Origin of the sequence: Corticicoccus populi (assembly GCF_042686195.1) — a bacterium.
In the GTDB taxonomy this organism is placed as follows: Bacteria; Bacillota; Bacilli; order Staphylococcales; family Salinicoccaceae; genus Corticicoccus; species Corticicoccus populi.
In genome coordinates this window covers 1,141,587-1,161,243 of the sequence record NZ_JBHUOQ010000001.1, presented here as the reverse complement: position 1 = coordinate 1,161,243, position 19,657 = coordinate 1,141,587, and the positions used below count along the sequence as shown (strand labels likewise).

At 42.5% G+C, this 19,657-nt stretch carries 14 protein-coding genes and 1 CRISPR repeat array; all 14 genes read left to right on the top strand.

Annotated elements, in window-relative coordinates:
- The first annotated feature begins 9 nt into the window (after nt 1-9).
- The gene (gene cas8c, locus ACFSX4_RS05885) at nt 10-1,905 is read left to right on the top strand and encodes a type I-C CRISPR-associated protein Cas8c/Csd1 (protein ID WP_377772502.1); all 1,896 of its coding nucleotides are present in this window, start codon (nt 10-12) and stop codon (nt 1,903-1,905) included.
- Nucleotides 1,898-2,746 (top strand): type I-C CRISPR-associated protein Cas7/Csd2, encoded by an 849-nt coding sequence (gene cas7c, locus ACFSX4_RS05880; RefSeq protein WP_377772500.1) that lies wholly within the window; start codon nt 1,898-1,900, stop codon nt 2,744-2,746. Before cas8c ends, cas7c begins: the two co-directional genes overlap by 8 nt.
- Nucleotides 2,747-2,748: 2 nt before the next feature.
- Nucleotides 2,749-3,426 (top strand): CRISPR-associated protein Cas4, encoded by a 678-nt coding sequence (gene cas4 / locus ACFSX4_RS05875; RefSeq protein ID WP_377772498.1) that lies wholly within the window; start codon nt 2,749-2,751, stop codon nt 3,424-3,426.
- Nucleotides 3,423-4,451: a type I-C CRISPR-associated endonuclease Cas1c gene (gene cas1c / locus ACFSX4_RS05870; protein ID WP_377772496.1), complete on the top strand. Its 1,029-nt coding sequence runs from the start codon at nt 3,423-3,425 to the stop codon at nt 4,449-4,451. Before cas4 ends, cas1c begins: the two co-directional genes overlap by 4 nt.
- A 12-nt stretch (nt 4,452-4,463) precedes the next feature.
- Nucleotides 4,464-4,757, top strand: a complete 294-nt coding sequence (cas2, locus tag ACFSX4_RS05865; protein WP_377772494.1) for a CRISPR-associated endonuclease Cas2 — start codon at nt 4,464-4,466, stop codon at nt 4,755-4,757.
- 140 nt (nt 4,758-4,897) lie between these two features.
- A CRISPR array of direct repeats spans nt 4,898-9,112; the repeat unit is 32 nt; unit sequence GTCGCACCCCGCGAGGGTGCGTGGATTGAAAT.
- 233 nt (nt 9,113-9,345) lie between these two features.
- A complete protein-coding gene (locus ACFSX4_RS05860) occupies nt 9,346-11,085 on the top strand; it encodes a LytS/YhcK type 5TM receptor domain-containing protein (RefSeq protein WP_377772492.1) in 1,740 nt (579 codons plus the stop codon).
- Nucleotides 11,085-11,816, top strand: coding sequence for a LytR/AlgR family response regulator transcription factor (locus tag ACFSX4_RS05855; protein WP_377772490.1), 732 nt, complete (start codon nt 11,085-11,087; stop codon nt 11,814-11,816). The genes ACFSX4_RS05860 and ACFSX4_RS05855 overlap by 1 nt, the downstream gene beginning before the upstream one ends.
- A 131-nt stretch (nt 11,817-11,947) precedes the next feature.
- Nucleotides 11,948-13,402 carry a carbon starvation CstA family protein gene (locus ACFSX4_RS05850; protein WP_377772488.1) on the top strand — a complete coding sequence of 485 codons (1,455 nt, stop codon included), beginning with the start codon at nt 11,948-11,950 and terminating at the stop codon, nt 13,400-13,402.
- Nucleotides 13,403-13,832: 430 nt separating this feature from the next.
- Nucleotides 13,833-15,908: a BglG family transcription antiterminator gene (locus ACFSX4_RS05845; protein ID WP_377772486.1), complete on the top strand. Its 2,076-nt coding sequence runs from the start codon at nt 13,833-13,835 to the stop codon at nt 15,906-15,908.
- A 24-nt stretch (nt 15,909-15,932) separates the two neighbouring features.
- Complete coding sequence (locus ACFSX4_RS05840; protein ID WP_377772484.1) at nt 15,933-16,406, top strand: PTS sugar transporter subunit IIA; 474 nt, start codon at nt 15,933-15,935, stop codon at nt 16,404-16,406.
- A 27-nt stretch (nt 16,407-16,433) separates the two neighbouring features.
- Complete coding sequence (locus tag ACFSX4_RS05835; RefSeq protein WP_377772482.1) at nt 16,434-17,810, top strand: PTS galactitol transporter subunit IIC; 1,377 nt, start codon at nt 16,434-16,436, stop codon at nt 17,808-17,810.
- A 16-nt stretch (nt 17,811-17,826) separates the two neighbouring features.
- Nucleotides 17,827-18,108, top strand: coding sequence for a PTS sugar transporter subunit IIB (locus tag ACFSX4_RS05830; protein WP_377772480.1), 282 nt, complete (start codon nt 17,827-17,829; stop codon nt 18,106-18,108).
- Between the two features lie 55 nt (nt 18,109-18,163).
- Nucleotides 18,164-18,610, top strand: coding sequence for a hypothetical protein (locus tag ACFSX4_RS05825; RefSeq protein ID WP_377772478.1), 447 nt, complete (start codon nt 18,164-18,166; stop codon nt 18,608-18,610).
- 5 nt (nt 18,611-18,615) lie between these two features.
- Complete coding sequence (locus ACFSX4_RS05820) at nt 18,616-19,653, top strand: zinc-binding dehydrogenase (protein WP_377772476.1); 1,038 nt, start codon at nt 18,616-18,618, stop codon at nt 19,651-19,653.
- Nucleotides 19,654-19,657 lie beyond the last annotated feature (4 nt).

Sequence of the window (19,657 nt, the reverse complement as noted above, 5' to 3'; positions counted from 1 at the left end):
GTGTAAATATTGAGTCTGACTACCGCACTTTTGAGTGCCTATGAACAAGCTGAAAAAGCAGGACTTGTTGATAATCATAATGGAGATAATACAGTTCTCCTCCCAGTGTATCATAATAATTTAAAATCGAGCGGGAACAATGTTATTCAGGTGACGCTTAAAAAAGATGGTTCATTTTTGAAGGCAGAATACATGGATAAAGATGAGATGATTATCTTTCCAGTGACTGAAAAATCTTTAACACGTTCGGGCCAGAACCCACCGCCGCATCCACTTGTTGATAAGTTACAATATGTTGTCCCGACAGGAGATCAAAAGAATGTCTCCTATTCCGAAGTTTTTAATCATTGGCTGGATAATTCAAATCACGAGGAAGCAATTGAGTTTTTGAAAGTGATTAAAAAGTTTCTCAACAATGAGAATATGTTTACTGAAATTGTTGAAGCAGTGTATCGAGGGGAACAATATACACTTAAGGATTTTACAGTTGCATATAAAGATGATAAAGAGAAGGAAAAAACGGATGATTTATCAAATGTGTTTATTACATTTATTGTAGAGGCATTTAACGGGCCTATTAATGTAAGTGTGACAAATAATTCTGACCTTCATCAGGACTATATAGAATATATCGAATACAGAAATCGACCGAATGGTACTTGTTATTTTACCGGAAAAGAAGACTATATTATTAAAAATCACAGGGGACTGATGGGGAATGCCAAGCTGATTTCGGTAAGTAATAATCGTGAAACATATTATGGAAGATTTAAAGAAGGTACGGACATTTTACAGGTCGGTTATAGAACATCAGAGAAAATTCATTTGATGTTGAAGTATCTACTTGAAAACAAAAACAGTCATAAATGGCTCGGGGATCAGCAGTATTTAGTTAATTGGTTTTCGACTGACATTCCTAATGAGAGTAAAGTGGACGTGACAAATTCAAGTATACTTAGTTTTGGTTCTGAAGATGATTCAGAAGTAGATGAAGGCTATCGCCCTGTTGATGAAAGAGGCGGCAGGATTGGTGATGCTTTTATAAAAGGAAATAAAAAATTATCTCCGGATGATAGTTATTATGTTGCGGTTATAGACAAGGCAAGTAACGGTCGTATCTCTATTAAATATTTCAGAGAACTCCCTGTGTCTCAACTCTTTACAAACTTACAGAAATGGCAGCATGATAATGAGTGGTGGAAGTACAATTATATATTAAAGAAGACGGACTTAAGTACGCCCGAGGTTTATAATATGATAGTTGCGGTCCACGGGATAGAAAGAAATGATAACTGGGTACTAGACAATGGGCAGTTTAAGAAATTACAGTACAGAAAATTAGTCACCAGTATTATTGAAGGACTGCAGACCCCTTCAGACTATGTAATGAGAGCGGATTTAAATGTACGTAACAGACTGAGTTATGACGTTAAATGGAATAATTTGATGTTTGTTTCAATGGCGATTTTGAATAAGCAAAAGGAGGGAGAATTTACTAAGATGATTAATAAAAATAATTTGGATCGATCATATTTGTACGGACGATTGCTGGCTGTTTATGAAAGGCTTGAGGCAAGCACCTTTGACAGTAGTGATAAAAGACTAACGAATGCTGAGAAGTTTTGGACATCATATACCAACAATCCGGCAACAATGATGCAGCAATTAGAAGGAAAAGTAAAAAGTTATGAGAAAAAATTAAAAAATAGTGCTGATAAAAGAGGCGTATTTTACAAATTAGATAGAGAGAGACAAGAAATTATTAAGAATATTCATGATAATACAGAAGAAACGCATTTAAACTCAGCATTAAGCTATCAATTTATATTCGGGTATTATGCAGAAATGGATTTCATATTTTCAAAAAAAGAAAAAGATTCTGAGGAGGAACAAGTAAATGATTGAAAACAAAATTGATTTTATCGCAACAGTTGTAGTTAATAATGCCAATCCGAATGGGGATCCTCTGGCAGGAAATATGCCGAGAACTGATTCAAAGGGATACGGTGAGATGAGTGACGTCAGTATTAAGCGGAAAATTAGAAATCGTATGCAGGATTTGGGACATGAAATTTTTGTGAAATCACGTGACCGTGTAGATGATGATCATTATTCTTTAGAGTCCAGATATAATGAATTTTTTAAAGGGAATAAGAATGATATTGAAGTTGAAAAAGAAGCGATGGAAAAATGGCTGGATGTTCGTTCATTTGGCCAGGTGATTACATTTGATAAAAAATCTATTGGTATTAGAGGACCGGTGTCAGTCAGCATTGCGAAGTCTTTAGAACCTATAGAGATTACATCTATGCAGATTACACGAAGTACGAATGGTATGGAGCCAAAATCAGGAAAGTCCCGATCTGCAGATACTATGGGCACAAAGCATGTGGCTGAGTTTGGTACATATGTCATTTATGGCGCGGTGAACTGTTTTTATGCTGAGAGAACAGGATTTGACGAGAAGGACTTAAGTGTAATTAAAGAAGCGTTAAGAACTTTATTCATAAATGATGCGTCTTCTGCACGGCCGGAAGGTTCAATGGAAGTCAGAGATATTTTTTGGTTCAAACATTCTTCCAAGATTGGTAATGTTTCCAGTGCGAAAATAAAAAATCTTCTTGAATGGAATAATGATTCAGACATGAAAGAGAGATATGAGAACTATAACATTCATTTGAACACGGAAAAATTAGAAGAATATAAATCTCTCGGTCTAGAAGTTGAACAACTCGAAGGTATTTAATCATGTATAAAGAGAAGGATTATCTAATGCTTAGTGGAATACAACACTATTATTTCTGTAAGCGCCAGTGGAGTCTCATCCATGTTGAACAGCAGTGGAAAGATAATAGATGGACTGCAGAGGGACAGATTCTTCATGAAAAAGCAGACAATCCTTATATAAAAGAAAAAAGAAAAGGAATATTCTTTTCACGGGCAATGCCTGTGGCCTCTTCTAAATTAGGTATCTCAGGTATTCTTGATGTCGTTGAATTTACGAAAGTGGATTCTGACGGGATATCAATTGTTGGAAAGAAAGGTATATGGAAACCGGTCATTGTTGAGTTTAAACGAGGAAAAGAGAAAAAAGACGACAGAGATGTTGTTCAATTAGTGGCTCAGGTAATTTGTTTGGAAGAGACACTGGATACCGATATTCCATACTCTTATCTATATTACAATCAGACCAATAAGAAAGTCAGGATAAATATTACTCCGAGTCTAAGAGCGCAAGTTGAAGATATATGTCGTGATATGCATGATATTTATAAAAGGGGTCGCACCTTACAGGCTGAAAGTTATAAAAACTGCAAAGAATGCTCCTTGTATGATATTTGTATGCCCCGATTGACTAAAAAGAAAGTGAACGTCTCTAATTATATGAATAATCATATCGATGAGATAGATGAGGATTTAATATGAGGAAACTATTGAATACTTTATATATGACGAACGAAGACTTATATCTTGGTAGAGACCGGGAAAATATTGTGGTGAAAAAAGATGACAAAGTGATTAAGAGATTTCCTGTGCATATACTTGAAGGGATTGTATGTTTTAATTATGTCGGAGTAAGCCCTGGTGTAATGAAATTAACGAGCGATAATAATATATCTATTACCTTTTTAACACCGAACGGTAGATTCTGCGGTAAATTTATCGGTATGACGAACGGAAATGTTCTGTTGAGAAGAACGCAGTATAGACTTTCAGACAATGAAGAGCAAAGTGTAAAAATTGCGAATCAATGTATAAAAGCAAAAATAATTAATAGTAGAAAATTATTTTTGAGAGTTCTAAGGGATCATGGTGAAAAAGTGAATCAAACCCAAGTGAATTTCACTGTGAAATATTTAAAGAATCAACTTGAGAATATTGATAATAATACCAGTCTAGACAGTTTAAGAGGGATAGAAGGAGATGCTGCACGTCAATATTTCCAAGCTTTTGATGAGCTGATTCTCTATCAGAAGGAAGACTTTAAATTTGTAATGAGATCAAGACGTCCGCCGTTAAATAAAGTCAATGCTATCCTCTCTTACTTATACAGTATCTTAACATATGAAGTACAGGCGGCATTAGAATCTGTAGGTTTAGACAGTTATGTTGGCTTTTATCATACAGACCGGCCGGGACGTGCAAGTCTCGCTTTAGATATGGTCGAAGAGTTACGTGCTTTTATGGTGGATCGTTTTGTAATCACTTTGATTAACCGAAAGCAGGTCAATAGTAAGGATTTTGAAGAAAAAGAGAATGGCGCTGTTTTATTGAATGATAAAGGCAGACAAAAGGTGCTCGAGCTATGGCAGAAGCGTAAGCACAGTGAAATAACGCATCCCTTTATTAAAGAAAGAATGCCTATAGGTTTAATCCCTTATGTACAAGCTCAGTTATTAAGCAGGTATATAAGGAATGATATTGAGGAGTATCCTCCATTCTTAACGTGAGATGGTGATAAAATGTTGGTTTTGGTAACGTATGATGTAAATACAGAATCAAGTAATGGGAAAAAGAGATTAAGACACGTTGCGAAAAAATGTGTAGACTATGGTCAAAGAGTGCAAAATTCAGTCTTTGAGTGCAGTGTTATGCCTGATCAATATGTTAAGTTGAAGAATGATTTGAAAAATATAATTGATTTGGAAAGAGATTCATTAAGGTTTTATCTTTTGGGGAAAAATTGGGAGAACAGGGTAGAAACTTTAGGGAAAGATGAATCATACAACCCAGATAAAGATGTGTTCATATTATAGTTAAGGCGAACCAGGGTTACTCATAAAACCCCGGCAGGTTCGCATAGAAAATAAGTAATAAATAGCAAAAAGACATTGGAATATGGTGTAATATTTCGCTTGTGTATTATACCATTCTATTTTTTGTTGTTAAATAAGCAGTCGCACCCCGCGAGGGTGCGTGGATTGAAATGCAGCGGCAGCAGTGAAGGACTCTGCACCCATGACGTCGCACCCCGCGAGGGTGCGTGGATTGAAATGACCGGAGACGGCTCACACATCCTCGGAAAAGCCATGTCGCACCCCGCGAGGGTGCGTGGATTGAAATACGTGCCATTTGGTCGATTGACTTACCTTGCGGCGTCGCACCCCGCGAGGGTGCGTGGATTGAAATTTTTGGTAGGAAAGATAGGAGTTCGTGATATACAGTCGCACCCCGCGAGGGTGCGTGGATTGAAATAATGCCGTGTGAATAAGGGGGAAGTATATGATTGTCGCACCCCGCGAGGGTGCGTGGATTGAAATAAAGAACCGTACATCGGCATTGATATTGATGGTGTCGCACCCCGCGAGGGTGCGTGGATTGAAATAGTCCTTATATGGACGACATCAATGACTTTATTGAGTCGCACCCCGCGAGGGTGCGTGGATTGAAATACTTAAATATGAGTGCTGATGATGAAGGATTCATCGTCGCACCCCGCGAGGGTGCGTGGATTGAAATTCTGAATCGTAAATTTGAAGGTGAATATGTTACAGTCGCACCCCGCGAGGGTGCGTGGATTGAAATAATCGTCTCTGCATCTGTGATAGCATCCACATGGTGTCGCACCCCGCGAGGGTGCGTGGATTGAAATAAGGCGCAGGTATCTCTAGACAGTACCTATCAAGTCGCACCCCGCGAGGGTGCGTGGATTGAAATTAAACACCATAAGGCGGGGTGTATCCCGCCTAAATGTCGCACCCCGCGAGGGTGCGTGGATTGAAATAATTGTTTTCGGACAACGCTCATCAATTACAATGTCGCACCCCGCGAGGGTGCGTGGATTGAAATCGTAGAACAGGTTGTTAAAGTCGCCTGCGTACAGTCGCACCCCGCGAGGGTGCGTGGATTGAAATTTAGGTAAGCCGGTCAGTGTGACGCATGAGCAGGCGTCGCACCCCGCGAGGGTGCGTGGATTGAAATCTGAATAATCACGAATGACTGTCATACGTAATCGTCGCACCCCGCGAGGGTGCGTGGATTGAAATGGTTCGTTGATAAGGTATAACTTCACTGCAAAAAAGTCGCACCCCGCGAGGGTGCGTGGATTGAAATGTATTCCGACATAGAATCACTCCCTTTAATTTAGTCGCACCCCGCGAGGGTGCGTGGATTGAAATTAGCAGTCTATATGTGATGCGCTTGCTACGTGCGGTCGCACCCCGCGAGGGTGCGTGGATTGAAATAAAGTTGCATCACGCTGACCGCCAACTACTAAGTGTCGCACCCCGCGAGGGTGCGTGGATTGAAATTGCCACATACATCACATTGCCTGTGTCAAACAGGTCGCACCCCGCGAGGGTGCGTGGATTGAAATTTCACTGTACGATTCTGCTGTACTTTCATGCTCCGTCGCACCCCGCGAGGGTGCGTGGATTGAAATTGAAGGGATTTCAGTAATGCCCTCAATCGAACGTGTCGCACCCCGCGAGGGTGCGTGGATTGAAATACCATACGTTAATTACGGCACACGCTTCATGGATGTCGCACCCCGCGAGGGTGCGTGGATTGAAATTGCGCTTTAGAAATAAATGCATTCGGCTCTACATCGTCGCACCCCGCGAGGGTGCGTGGATTGAAATAAGTTGACCGCCTGAATACCATCAATCGTATTTGAGTCGCACCCCGCGAGGGTGCGTGGATTGAAATAATTTACTTACGGGGTTAAACATTAGAAACACCTGGTCGCACCCCGCGAGGGTGCGTGGATTGAAATAACAGTCGCTGCCCTTGTGAGTACGCTGTCTTTTGTCGCACCCCGCGAGGGTGCGTGGATTGAAATAATTGCCGGTAAACAGTATGGCGGTAATGTTGCAGTCGCACCCCGCGAGGGTGCGTGGATTGAAATGTTATTGGACGTTGTACTACGTAAAGATAAACGGGTCGCACCCCGCGAGGGTGCGTGGATTGAAATGGTCGTCTTAAATTAAATGAAGAGGCATCTGATTGTCGCACCCCGCGAGGGTGCGTGGATTGAAATCTTGCCATCGTGTATAAACTTTTGAATTTTTAAGGTCGCACCCCGCGAGGGTGCGTGGATTGAAATACACCCAGGTCAACGGAGACATCAAAGAGACGTGTGTCGCACCCCGCGAGGGTGCGTGGATTGAAATTTATTTAACCATGTGAATCCACCTCTGTATGCTTGTCGCACCCCGCGAGGGTGCGTGGATTGAAATCCTTAACAGGAATGTAGTTTCGTGGACGACAATGGTCGCACCCCGCGAGGGTGCGTGGATTGAAATTGGCAGGCAGACCGTCACAGGGTAAAAGTGCAGTCGGTCGCACCCCGCGAGGGTGCGTGGATTGAAATTTAAGTGGTCAAGGAAATATAATGTCCAAATTTGTCGTCGCACCCCGCGAGGGTGCGTGGATTGAAATAATTTTAAAAGGAGAAAACGAAAAATACGAACTTGGTCGCACCCCGCGAGGGTGCGTGGATTGAAATTCCTTTGTTTTTTAACCTTGTCGTCTGCTATTAGGTCGCACCCCGCGAGGGTGCGTGGATTGAAATATAAGTGATGCTGGTGTTGCCATACCCTTGATGTCGTCGCACCCCGCGAGGGTGCGTGGATTGAAATAACTGGCAGTGAATCAATACCAATTGTTCTGAAGAGTCGCACCCCGCGAGGGTGCGTGGATTGAAATAATCATATATATGAAGTTATGGATTTTGGAGGACGTCGCACCCCGCGAGGGTGCGTGGATTGAAATTTTAAACAGGTCACAGTGACGTTTAACCCCTGGAAGTCGCACCCCGCGAGGGTGCGTGGATTGAAATGTTGTGATGCAGTATAAACGTTCTGAGGGCATCTAGTCGCACCCCGCGAGGGTGCGTGGATTGAAATTGCGCATGTGAGTGATGAAGAGGAAGAAACACCAGTCGCACCCCGCGAGGGTGCGTGGATTGAAATATTCTCTGGAATGTCATCAGCTGTCGAAGTCGGCGTCGCACCCCGCGAGGGTGCGTGGATTGAAATGGGCATGTGCATTCCATTTCGAATAAGTCATAAAGTCGCACCCCGCGAGGGTGCGTGGATTGAAATATCAATACTCAATTGACGAGTTTTTCATGGATATGTCGCAACCCGCGAGGGTGCGTGGATTGAAATGACCGCCTGATTAGAGTCGACCTCTGCGTCGAATAGTCGCACCCCGCGAGGGTGCGTGGATTGAAATTTTCGTGGTCGGTGCTGCGCTGCTTATTGTATTAATGTCGCACCCCGCGAGGGTGCGTGGATTGAAATCCGTCATCACTTCCGCCACCGCCCGGTGAACCGTGTCGCACCCCGCGAGGGTGCGTGGATTGAAATAATTTATGGGCCCGATGGTCGAGTGCTGATGATTAAGTCGCACCCCGCGAGGGTGCGTGGATTGAAATTCTCCTTTAATCGGTTTAATCGGGAAAATGGGCGGAGTCGCACCCCGCGAGGGTGCGTGGATTGAAATATTTCCTCCATTTTCTTCTGTTTCTTTTTCATCAGTCGCACCCCGCGAGGGTGCGTGGATTGAAATATTTTGGAAATGAATCAGATGCAGTTTCAGGTATGTCGCACCCCGCGAGGGTGCGTGGATTGAAATCTTAACTACTTTATTAAAATTATAATCGCCGTGGGTCGCACCCCGCGAGGGTGCGTGGATTGAAATATTAAAATAGCATCCGCAAGATGTTGACTTTCCTGGTCGCACCCCGCGAGGGTGCGTGGATTGAAATAACTGGTAAATGTACTCCAATCTTTTTCCATAAGGTCGCACCCCGCGAGGGTGCGTGGATTGAAATACCGGCTTCCGGTAAGGTTTCGAGAATTTGGAACGTCGCACCCCGCGAGGGTGCGTGGATTGAAATAATAGACGAAGGAGGTACGGCTAATTGGTTGTCCCGTCGCACCCCGCGAGGGTGCGTGGATTGAAATATCCGCTCTTTGTGGCGGTCAAGGCGTTCGTCATGTCGCACCCCGCGAGGGTGCGTGGATTGAAATATCGACATGCTCAAACAGCACTACATATAACTCTTGTCGCACCCCGCGAGGGTGCGTGGATTGAAATCATTGATCTGCACTTTTAATCTGATCATCCGGAAGGTCGCACCCCGTGAGGGTGCGTGGATTGAAATACTTTTATGACAGGGTGCCTATCACAGAGTACCGGTCGCACCCGATAGCACTGTGAATTAGACTCCCTAACTTATACTCGTATTACTTTTTAATCACATCTAGAACCCGGAAATAGAAGGATCACGATAAAATATCCAAACATCAAATTTTCCAGTCACCCCCCATCAAATCTGCTAAACTATACTAACGGGAACACTTTCTCAAATACATAATCCGGAAGGGAGTACTTCCGATGTTTGAATTGCTGATTACATTAATAGAGCGGGTTGGTATTATCGTGACCATTGCATTTGTTTTAACCCGCTTCCACTTTTTCAGACAGATGTTTTACCAGGACCAATTGAGTCCTAAGCAGAATATGACTGCGATTTTATTCTTTGGTTTTTTCGGTATTATCGGTACATATACAGGATTAAATGTCAGTACGGACAGTCTGCAGTTTAACCGCTGGGCAAGTGAGCTCGCGAGTGAGGATGCGATTGCGAATTCAAGGGTCATCGGTATCGTAATCGCAGGTCTTCTCGGCGGTCCGAAAGTGGGTATCAGTGCGGGGATTATTGCCGGGGTTCACCGCTTCACACTCGGCGGTTTCACAGGGCTAGCATGTGGCCTCGCGACGATACTTGCAGGTGTGATTGCGAGTTACTTTTATAAGAAAAACAACCGTGTTAAGCTTCGGACAGCGTTTTGGGTAGGGGCGTTTGCTGAAGCGGTGCAGATGCTCGTGATTATTATCGTTGCGCGTCCTTTTGAGCAGGCATGGGCTCTGGTCAGTTTAATCGGTCTGCCGATGATTCTCGCGAATGGTGTCGGAGTAGTTCTGGTGCTTTTAGTGATTAAAAGTGTCCTGCGGGAAGAAGAGAAGGCGGGGGCGCTTCAGGCGCAGAAAACATTAAGAATTGCCGATCAGACACTGACTTATTTAAGAAACGGACTTGACCGCACCGGTGCGGAATCGGTCTGTCGTATTATACATAAGGAGCTGAATACGAGTGCCGTATCAATCACAGACCAGAAAAATATTCTGGCGCACATCGGTCTCGGGCATGATCATCATTATCAGGAGAACCCGATTCAAACGAAAATCACAATGGATGTGATTGATAAAGGACAGATTCAGATGGGGACATCTGAATTGATTCATTGTAATAAAAAAGACTGTCCGCTCGGTGCGGTCATCGTCGCACCTTTGAAAGAGAGAGATGAGATTATCGGTACTCTGAAGTTTTATTTTCATTCGGAAAATGATTTGACGGAAGCAAACAGGGAACTTGTTTCAGGTTTAAGTACGATGATCAGCCACCAGCTTGAAATCGGCCGGGCAGACCGGGTATACCAGCTCGCAAAAGACGCGGAAATAAAGGCCCTCCAGGCTCAGATGCATCCGCATTTTCTGTTCAATACGCTTAATACGATTGTTTCATTAATCCGTCTGCATCCTGTGAAGGCGAGAAAAATGCTGATTTCACTGTCTCATTTCATCCGGCAGAATTTATCCGGTGCCACCCAGGAAATCATTACGCTTGAGCAGGAATTGAAACAGGTTCAGTCATACTTATCAATATATGAGGAACGGTTCAAAGATCGTTTGACGATTCACTATGTAATTGATGAGGATGCGCTGTCAGAACTGCTGCCGCCGTTAACGCTTCAGCCGATTGTTGAAAATGCGATTATTCATGGATTCAAAGACAAAGAGAGTGACTGTGTGCTCGAAGTTACCATTGAAAAAATACGTCACGGTGTCTATATTTCGATTAAGGATAACGGTATGGGAATGGATCAGGCGACGGCCTCAGAGATTCATAAAATATCAGCAGGCTCCAGTGAACACGGCGGCCTGGCATTATATAATGTAAACCGTCGGTTAAATATTCTATTTGGTGAAGCGTCAATGCTTCAAGTAGAGTCAACGGTTAATTCAGGGACGGCAGTGAACTTTATTCTGCCGAAAAAAGAGGGGGTCAATTGATGGAACAGTGGATGAATGCATTGATTGTAGATGATGAGCCGTACAATCGTGAAGAACTGAAATATTTACTGAGCAGTTATAGAGAAATCAAATCCGTTAAAGAGGCTGAGTCCGGGGAAGAAGCGGTGATGAAGGCGATGCGTGATCAGCCGGATGTGATTTTCCTTGATGTTGAAATGCCGAAGATGAACGGTATGGAAGTGGCGGAATCCATCAGAAAACTAAAAAAACCGCCGCTGATTGTTTTCGCTACGGCATACCCGCAGTTCGCGGCAGAAGCGTTCAGGTATGAAGCGGTAGACTATCTACTGAAACCGTATGATGAAGCGCAGCTTGATGAAACCATGCAACGTCTGGTGAATAAACATGTAAAGGATGTTTCGGTAAAGCCTGACAGAGCACCGGGGAAACTCTCGGTGGAAGTCGACGGGGATATTCATTACCTGGAACTAAAAGATATTTTATATATGGAGAGAGTGGAGAAGAAGACCCGGCTCATAACAAAGCAGGGTGAATTCAGCACCAATGCAGCTTTGAAAGTGCTGGAAGCACGTTTATTGTCGCATGGTTTCTTCAGAATCCATAAAAGCTTTCTTGTTAACTTGAAATATATTCAGAAGTTGACACCCTGGTTTAACGGTGCCTATCACCTGCAGTTAGAAGGAACAGACGAAAAGCTGTCAGTCAGCAGAAATTACGTTAAGTCGCTTCGTGAACAACTGGAATTGTAAGATGCATCTTAGTGTGTGATACATGCATCTTAATCTCCTGAAATAACCTTTGATGCCTGTTCCGGACAATTTGGAGCAGGTTTACTTTATAATCAATTGAAAGCGTATTCAAATGCAGAGGGGGAATAAAATTGTATACATTTTTAATTGGTATTGTTTTATTAGTTGTAGGTTATTTTACATATGGTAAATTTATAGAAAAAATGTTCGGTGTGAAAGAGGAGCGTCCGACACCTGCTTACGTGAACAGTGACGGTGTGGATTATATCCCGATGAGTACACCAAAGAACTCACTTATCCAGCTTTTAAATATTGCAGGTACAGGTCCGGTATTCGGTCCGATAATGGGTGCGTTATACGGCCCGGCTGCATTTATCTGGATTGTGGTCGGCTGTATCTTCGCCGGTGCAGTGCATGATTATCTGACAGGTATGATTTCCATCAGAAACCGTGGTGCACACCTGCCGGAACTCGCGAGTAAGTTTTTAGGGAAAGTGATGAAGCATGTCGTGAACGGATTCGCGGTACTTTTACTTCTCCTTGTAGGGACGGTATTTGTATCCACTCCGGCAAGTCTTCTGCACTTACTGTCAAACGGACGTGTGGCAATCGGCGTATTTATCGCATTTATATTTGTATATTACATCCTGGCAACACTTCTGCCGGTCGATAAAATTATCGGAAGACTGTACCCGTATTTCGGTGCACTACTTTTAATCAGTGCAGCTGGTGTTGGTATCGGTTTAGTAGTCACCGGTGCACCGATTCCGGAATTATCATTCCAGAATTTCCATCCGGGCGGCGCAGCGATTTTCCCATTATTGTTCTTTACTATTTCATGTGGTGCTTTGTCCGGCTTCCATGCGACTCAGACACCAATTATTTCAAGAACAACAAAGCAGGAAAAGCAGGGACGTAAAATTTTCTACGGTATGATGATCGCAGAAGGAATTATCGCTATGATCTGGGCGGCAGCAGCAATGAGTCTGTTTGACGGCTACAACGGCTTAGGTGAAATTCTTGCAGCGGGCGGACCGGGTGCGATTGTCAGTGAAGCATCTACAACATTATTAGGTGCCATCGGTGGTACGCTTGCAGTACTCGGTGTTATTGTACTACCGATTACTTCCGGAGATACAGCGTTCAGAAGTGCGAGAATGATTATTGCGGATTATCTGAAAGTGGCACAAAAAACATTAAGAAGCCGCTTATGGGTGGCACTGCCTTTATTCGCAATATCAGTAGTGTTAACACAAATCGATTTTGAGTTATTGTGGCGTTACTTTAACTGGGCCAACCAGTCAACTGCCGTGATTGCATTATTCGTCGGTGCAATGTATCTCTACATCGCCGGCAAAAATTACTTTGTCGCATTGATACCAGGAACATTTATGCTGATTATGGTTATAACCTATATATTATCCCAGCCAATCGGTTTCAACCTGCCGATGAATGTATCATGGATTGGCGGATTTATCGGTGCAGCCATACTTGTACTTCTGTTCTTCAATGCAGCAAGAAAAGCGCGTGCAGAAGAGATACCGCTTGAAGTGGATGTATCTAATTGGAAGCAGACAGTGTATTAATGAAGGATATTACTGATTCATTAAAAAACTAAAGATTGATGATGAGCCACCTCAAATATGAGGTGGTTTTTTGTGATGATGTGGAAAGTGATAAAAGATGCTTAATACGGAACAAGCATTTAATGATGATTAAAAATCACATCTTTTTTGTCCCGAAGTTTTAAATATATATTATTTCTCTTTCTTAAAATATAATATAAATGAAATCATATCACCGGACAGAGCGTATATCCGGAGAATGATATTATTGAAACAGAAGCATGAATTTTATTTACATAGATGATTCGTATTTTAGTAGAACAATATTGTGCACTGCATCACAACTTGAACACAAGCATGTACAAAGGTGTTACAAAATCTTTGTTTATAAATGTGTCGGTAAAGAACAAATGTTATGTTAAAGTATGAATAAGCCAAGGGGATGATTTTAATGCAGTTGGATTCAAGAAGTCGTCTGATTATGGAGATGTTATTGAGAGACTCTTATGTCACGAGTAAAGCATTAATGGAAGATCAGAATATTACAAAGCGTCAGCTGACATATTCATTATCCAAAATTAACGAATACTTAAAAATGAAAGGGTTTCCAAAAATATCGAGAAGTAAAACGGGAATGTTTGTAGTTCCGGATGAATTGTATGCGCAGCATCATCAGTCAAAGTCTTTGGATCACCGTGAGAATTATTTTACGGAGGAACAGAGAAGACTGGTCATTATTCTCATGACACTGACGTCAAGTGAGGAATTGTCGCTGGTTCATTTTTCATCAGAGCTTTCGGTCAGTAAAAATACTATTTTAAATGACTTGAAGAAACTTCGGGAGTACGTTCAGGATTTTGAAGTGAGTTTTATTTACAACAGAATCGGCGGTTATGTGATAACGGGTGATGAGTCTGAAGTGCGGAAACTTCTGATTTCAATTGTACGTGAGTGCATGGAGATGGATCAGGGGGATCATTTTATACAGCAGTACGGCCACATAAAGGAGGCGGATATTAAAGATATATCGAGTAAACTAACGAATATTGAGAACAGACTGCAGTTGAAGTTTACGGATGAACAGCTGGCAGTGATGCCTTATATCATTGCTTCTATTTTAAGAAGGGTGAGGCTCGGGTATTCTATCGAAAATTTTCAATTGCGTTATGAAGAGATTGCGGATACAAAGGAGTACCTTGCGACTGAGGAACTGTTTTCCGATTATCAGGTAGTGTCAACAAACGAGCGTTTATATATCGCTCTTCATCTGTTGTCAACGACACTGCATTCGTCAGAATACGTGGACGATAATGTTCTGCCTAAAATCAAGGATGCTATTGAGATGTTTCTCATTGAATTTGAGAGACAGGCATGTGTGGTTTTAAAAGATAAGAACCAGCTGATCAGTCAGCTTCTGCTGCATGCGACTCCGGCGTATTACCGGATTAAATACAATTTAAGTGAACTGAATCCGGTGGATATATCGTTTACAAATGATTTTAAGGAACTTCATTATCTGGTTAAACAAACTTTACTCCCCTTTGCGAAACTGTTTGACCAGCCGATTCCGGAAAGTGAAATCATTTATTTCAGTATATTAATCGGCGGATGGCTGACGAAGCAGGGTGACTATGTCACAGAGAAAGTGAAGGCTGTTGTGGTCTGTCCGCACGGTACATCGATTTCAAAAATGCTGATGAATACGCTGAAGCGGATGTTTCCTGATTTTATTTTCCTCGGCGCATTGTCTTTGAGGGAGTTCCAGGAGTTCACGGAAGAATATAATGTTGTCTTTACGAATATTCCTTTGGAAACAACAAAGCATCAATATTATATTAATAAATTCCCGACAAACAGTGAGTGGAGGAAGCTTCAGAAAGTGGTTGTGAATGATTTGTTCGGCTACACTTCACAAACGCCGGATCTTGACCTCATTATGCAGATGATAGAGGAAAATGCGTCAGTCCATGATAAAGAAAAGCTCGAAAGAGAACTCTTATCCTACTTTTACGGTTCGCAGGAAACGTCTCAATTTGATTTGAGTGTGGCGAAACCCGACCTCGCACAGATGATGCAGCCGGAATTTGTTCAGTTCCGGGATAATATGAAGGATTGGAAAGAGGCACTTGAACTCGCTGCTCTTCCGCTGATCGAAAACGGAATTATCAAGTCTGAATATAGAGATTCAGTGATTCAAAGCTACAATTATGAAAGCGATTACTTGTTTCTCGGTGATAAAACAGTGATTCCGCACACAGATCCTGAAAACGGAGCTTTAAAGATGGGGATGAGTTTTCTTATCGTGAAATCAGGTGTTCATTTTTCGAAGGAGAGAAAAGCCCATTTGATTGTACTGCTCTCAGCGATTGACCGTGAACAGCATTTAAAAGCACTGCTGCAGCTTGCGGATATTTCGCAGAACGAAAAACAGATTAACCGGATTATTTCTTCTGACTCTTATCAGGAAGTACAGGAATGGACAAAACAATTTATCGGCAGTGAATCAGATAAAGAGAAGCATATTTGATGCCGGAATGGAGGAATCAGGTTTATGAATTTTGATACTTTTTTTAGTGAAGAGCTTGTGTTTTTTCTCGATGTATCATCACAGGAAGAACTGTTTAAAGAAATGTTCGGCCGGATGCATTCACTTGGTTATGTGAAAGAATCTTATTTAGAAGCTTTAAGTGAACGGGAAAAAGTGTACCCTACAGGAATTCAAACGGAACATTTAGGCGTTGCGATTCCCCATACTGATTCCATCCATGTGAATAAAGAATCGATTGGTGTTGCCGTATTGAATACGCCGGTGTCTTTTTCACATATGGGAATGCCGGATGAAACAGTAGATGCTGAAATTATCTTTATGCTGGCGATTCAAAAGCCGGACAGGCAGCTTGGAGTTCTGCAGATTATTACAGGGCTCATGCAGAACAAGGAAATGCTGATGAAAATCCGTAATGCTGAAGATGAAAAAGCGATTATATCTACGATTAAAGATTACAGCAGTGAGTTAAACGTATAGTTAATAAAATAAAAAAGGGTGATGGCGATGTTTCAATCAGCAATTGATTTTATTTTAGATTTAGGTCCCTCCGTTATGCTGCCTATTATCATGATTATTTTCGGTCTGCTTTTAAGACAGGGCTTTAATAAATCATTCCGTGCCGGTATCACAATCGGTATTGGATTTGTAGGGATCAACCTGGTCATCGGGTTGTTGACCACATCTTTAAGTCCTGCAACTGAAGCAATGGTCGAACGATTTAATTTGAATTTATCCATTCTTGATGTCGGCTGGCCGGTCGGTGCCGCAATTTCATTTGGTACCACACTGGCACCGGTGATGATTCCGGTAATTATTGTATTCAACCTGCTTTTGGTTGCACTTAACTGGACGAAGACTATCAACGTGGATATCTGGAATTTCTGGCACTTAATTTTCTCGACTTCCTTAGTGTATATCGCAACAGATAACGTCATTCTGTCTATCGCAATCGGTTTAATTGTGACAGGAATTACTTTAAAGCTTGCCGACTGGACAGCACCTGCAGTGGAACATCATTTCGGCTTGAAAGGTGTCTCACTTGCACACTCTGAAACAGTCAACTTTGCACCAATCACTTATGCATTAAATAAGGTGCAGGATAAAATTCCGGGGCTGAATAAACTTCATGCGGATCCGGAAACACTCAGAAAACGTTTCGGTGTATTCGGGGAACCGCTGGTCATGGGTCTCGTGCTTGGGCTTTTAATCGGTATACTCGGTGAATATAATCTGCAGGGCATATTAACACTCGGGATTCAAATGTCTGCAGTACTGATTCTCTTACCGCGTATGGTTGCATTACTGATGGAAGGGTTAATCCCAATCTCTGAAGGAACGAGAGACTTCGTTACAAAAAGATTTCCGGGTAAAGAAGTGTATATCGGTCTTGATGCTGCGGTTGTTATCGGGAACCCGGCAAATATGGCGGTTGCGCTGTTAATGGTGCCGATCACATTGGTTCTTGCTGTGATTCTTCCTTGGAATGAAATGCTTCCGTTTGCGGACCTCGCGGTACTGCCGTTTACAGTCATCTGGGCGGTGGCTGCATCAAGAGGTAACATCATCCGCGGTCTGATTAACTCGATTGTCACAGTGATGATTGTTTTATTCATCGCAACAAACATTGCTGAACTGACAACAAGAATGGGAGAAGCAGTCGGTTTCCAAATGCCTGAATCTGCAAGTCTGATTTCCGGTATTGATGTCGGCTCCCACATTCTCGTGTTCATCATCTACAACCTGCTTGATCCGAGCAATCCATTGTTTATTACCGCAGTGATATTCGGAATTATATACGCACTGTTATGGTTCTGGGTGCGTAATGATATTAAGAAACAGTATGCTGAAGAATTAGGCATTGATAAAAAAACATTAAAGTAAAAGGCGGGATTTTATAATGAAAAGAATACTAGTCGCTTGCGGTACAGCTATCGCAACATCAACAGTAGTCGCAAAGAAGATTGAAGAAGTACTCGGTCAGAAGGGGCATCAGGTTCATGTGGATCAGTGCAAGGCAGCTGAAGCACCTTCAAAAGCGGATCGTTTTGATTTAATTGTAACAACGACACCGGTCAGCGGCGTCGGCGATGTACCGGTCATTCAGACAGTATCATTCCTGTCAGGTATCGGCATTGATCAGGATATTGAAAAAATCATGGAAATTTTAGAATTGGAATAATTAAGAGCCTGGAGTAATCCGGGCTCTATCTAAAACTTAAGGGAAGGTGTATACCGTGAAATCGTATCAATACACAACCGCAAAGTTTGTCACGAATGTATTACTGCCTGTAATTATCATGATCGGCCTGTTAATCTGGGGAATATTTTTAATGATGACAGGGAGTGAGAGCGCGTTCGCACAGGTGTTAATATACGGAAGCAGTCTGCTTTTATTATCCAGCGTTGTCGGTATTCATACACCGAGCTGGATTAAATTCGATGACGATAAAATCATCATTCATGCATTTTTTGTGACTCACGAATTTTACTGGAAAGATTTATCCTTTGCGCAGATTCGTTTGTATAAACCGACCGGGAAATTATATTTAAGACTCGGTACAAAGAATATTTTAAAAGGACGCTACTGGATATCTGCGGATATGGAAGGATTCGACCAGTTGTTTGATGACTTAAAGGAAAAAAGTTTTTTGGAAAATAAAGTATCCAGCTTGAAGAGGTGAAAGGCATGTATAAAAGCGTTTATCACGATATTAATCACTTTGAAATGGAACCCGTCGGTGATTTGGAAATCAACGACGATGAAGTCCTGCTCAAAATGCAGGTCTGCGGTTTATGCGGCACGGATATTCATAAGGCGGTGGATAAAACCGTGCAGACACCCATTACATTAGGTCATGAAATTGCCGGAGAAATTATAAAGGCAGGAAGTAGTGTAGAAGGCTTTAAGGCGGGTGACCGTGTGTTTTTAGCGCATCACGTCCCGTGTTTTACATGCACATACTGTAAAAGAGGACACTATTCGTTATGTCCGCAGTTTAAAGTGACGAATGTTGATCCCGGCGGTTTTTCGGAACTGATTCGTGTACCTGCGTTACATGTCAAACATACGATGGGGAAAATTCCTGATGATATGAATTTTGAAACTGGTGCCATGGTTGAGCCCCTTGCCTGCTGTCTGCACGGCTTTGAACAGATCCGCATGCATCCGGGAGATAATGTGTTAATACTCGGTTCAGGGCAGATCGGCTGCCTGCAGGTTCAGCTTGCCAATCATTTTCTGGCAGACCGGGTAATTGTCAGTGATGTGAATCCATACCGCTTGAAAAAAGCGCAGGCGGTTGGTGCGACTGATATTATTAATGCGGCCGAGGATGATGTGATAAAAACAGTGAAGGATTTAACCGGCGGACGCGGTGCGGATATTGTGATTATTTCAGCAGGCATTGGTGCGTTACTGCAGGATGCGGTGAACTGTGTGGCAAGAGGCGGCACTGTTTTAGTGTTTGCACCGTTTCCGAAGAAGGATATTCCGATTCCTGCCTATCGTTTCTTTGAGGATGAAATTTCTATTGTCGGTGCCTATTCATCGACACCATACAATTATACGCCGGCACTTGAACTGTTGAAAAAAGGCGTGATTGATGTTCAGGAAATGGTGACGCACAGATTTCCTCTATCTGAGCTTAATGATGCAATATCTCTTGCACACGACACGACAAAAGAAGCATTAAAAGTACTCATCGTACCGGATGAAGGCAGGTGAAGGC

Excerpts from the sequence above, each read along its gene's own strand:
- ACFSX4_RS05830 (WP_377772480.1), top strand. The coding sequence starts at position 17,827 with ATGAAAAGAATACTAGTCGCTTGCGGTACAGCTATCGCAACATCAACA.
- ACFSX4_RS05835 (WP_377772482.1), top strand. The coding sequence starts at position 16,434 with ATGTTTCAATCAGCAATTGATTTTATTTTAGATTTAGGTCCCTCCGTT.
- cas2 (WP_377772494.1), top strand. The coding sequence starts at position 4,464 with ATGTTGGTTTTGGTAACGTATGATGTAAATACAGAATCAAGTAATGGG.
- cas7c (WP_377772500.1), top strand. The coding sequence starts at position 1,898 with ATGATTGAAAACAAAATTGATTTTATCGCAACAGTTGTAGTTAATAAT.
- cas1c (WP_377772496.1), top strand. The coding sequence starts at position 3,423 with ATGAGGAAACTATTGAATACTTTATATATGACGAACGAAGACTTATAT.
- cas4 (WP_377772498.1), top strand. The coding sequence starts at position 2,749 with ATGTATAAAGAGAAGGATTATCTAATGCTTAGTGGAATACAACACTAT.
- ACFSX4_RS05855 (WP_377772490.1), top strand. The coding sequence starts at position 11,085 with ATGGAACAGTGGATGAATGCATTGATTGTAGATGATGAGCCGTACAAT.
- ACFSX4_RS05860 (WP_377772492.1), top strand. The coding sequence starts at position 9,346 with ATGTTTGAATTGCTGATTACATTAATAGAGCGGGTTGGTATTATCGTG.
- ACFSX4_RS05820 (WP_377772476.1), top strand. The coding sequence starts at position 18,616 with ATGTATAAAAGCGTTTATCACGATATTAATCACTTTGAAATGGAACCC.
- ACFSX4_RS05840 (WP_377772484.1), top strand. The coding sequence starts at position 15,933 with ATGAATTTTGATACTTTTTTTAGTGAAGAGCTTGTGTTTTTTCTCGAT.
- ACFSX4_RS05845 (WP_377772486.1), top strand. The coding sequence starts at position 13,833 with ATGCAGTTGGATTCAAGAAGTCGTCTGATTATGGAGATGTTATTGAGA.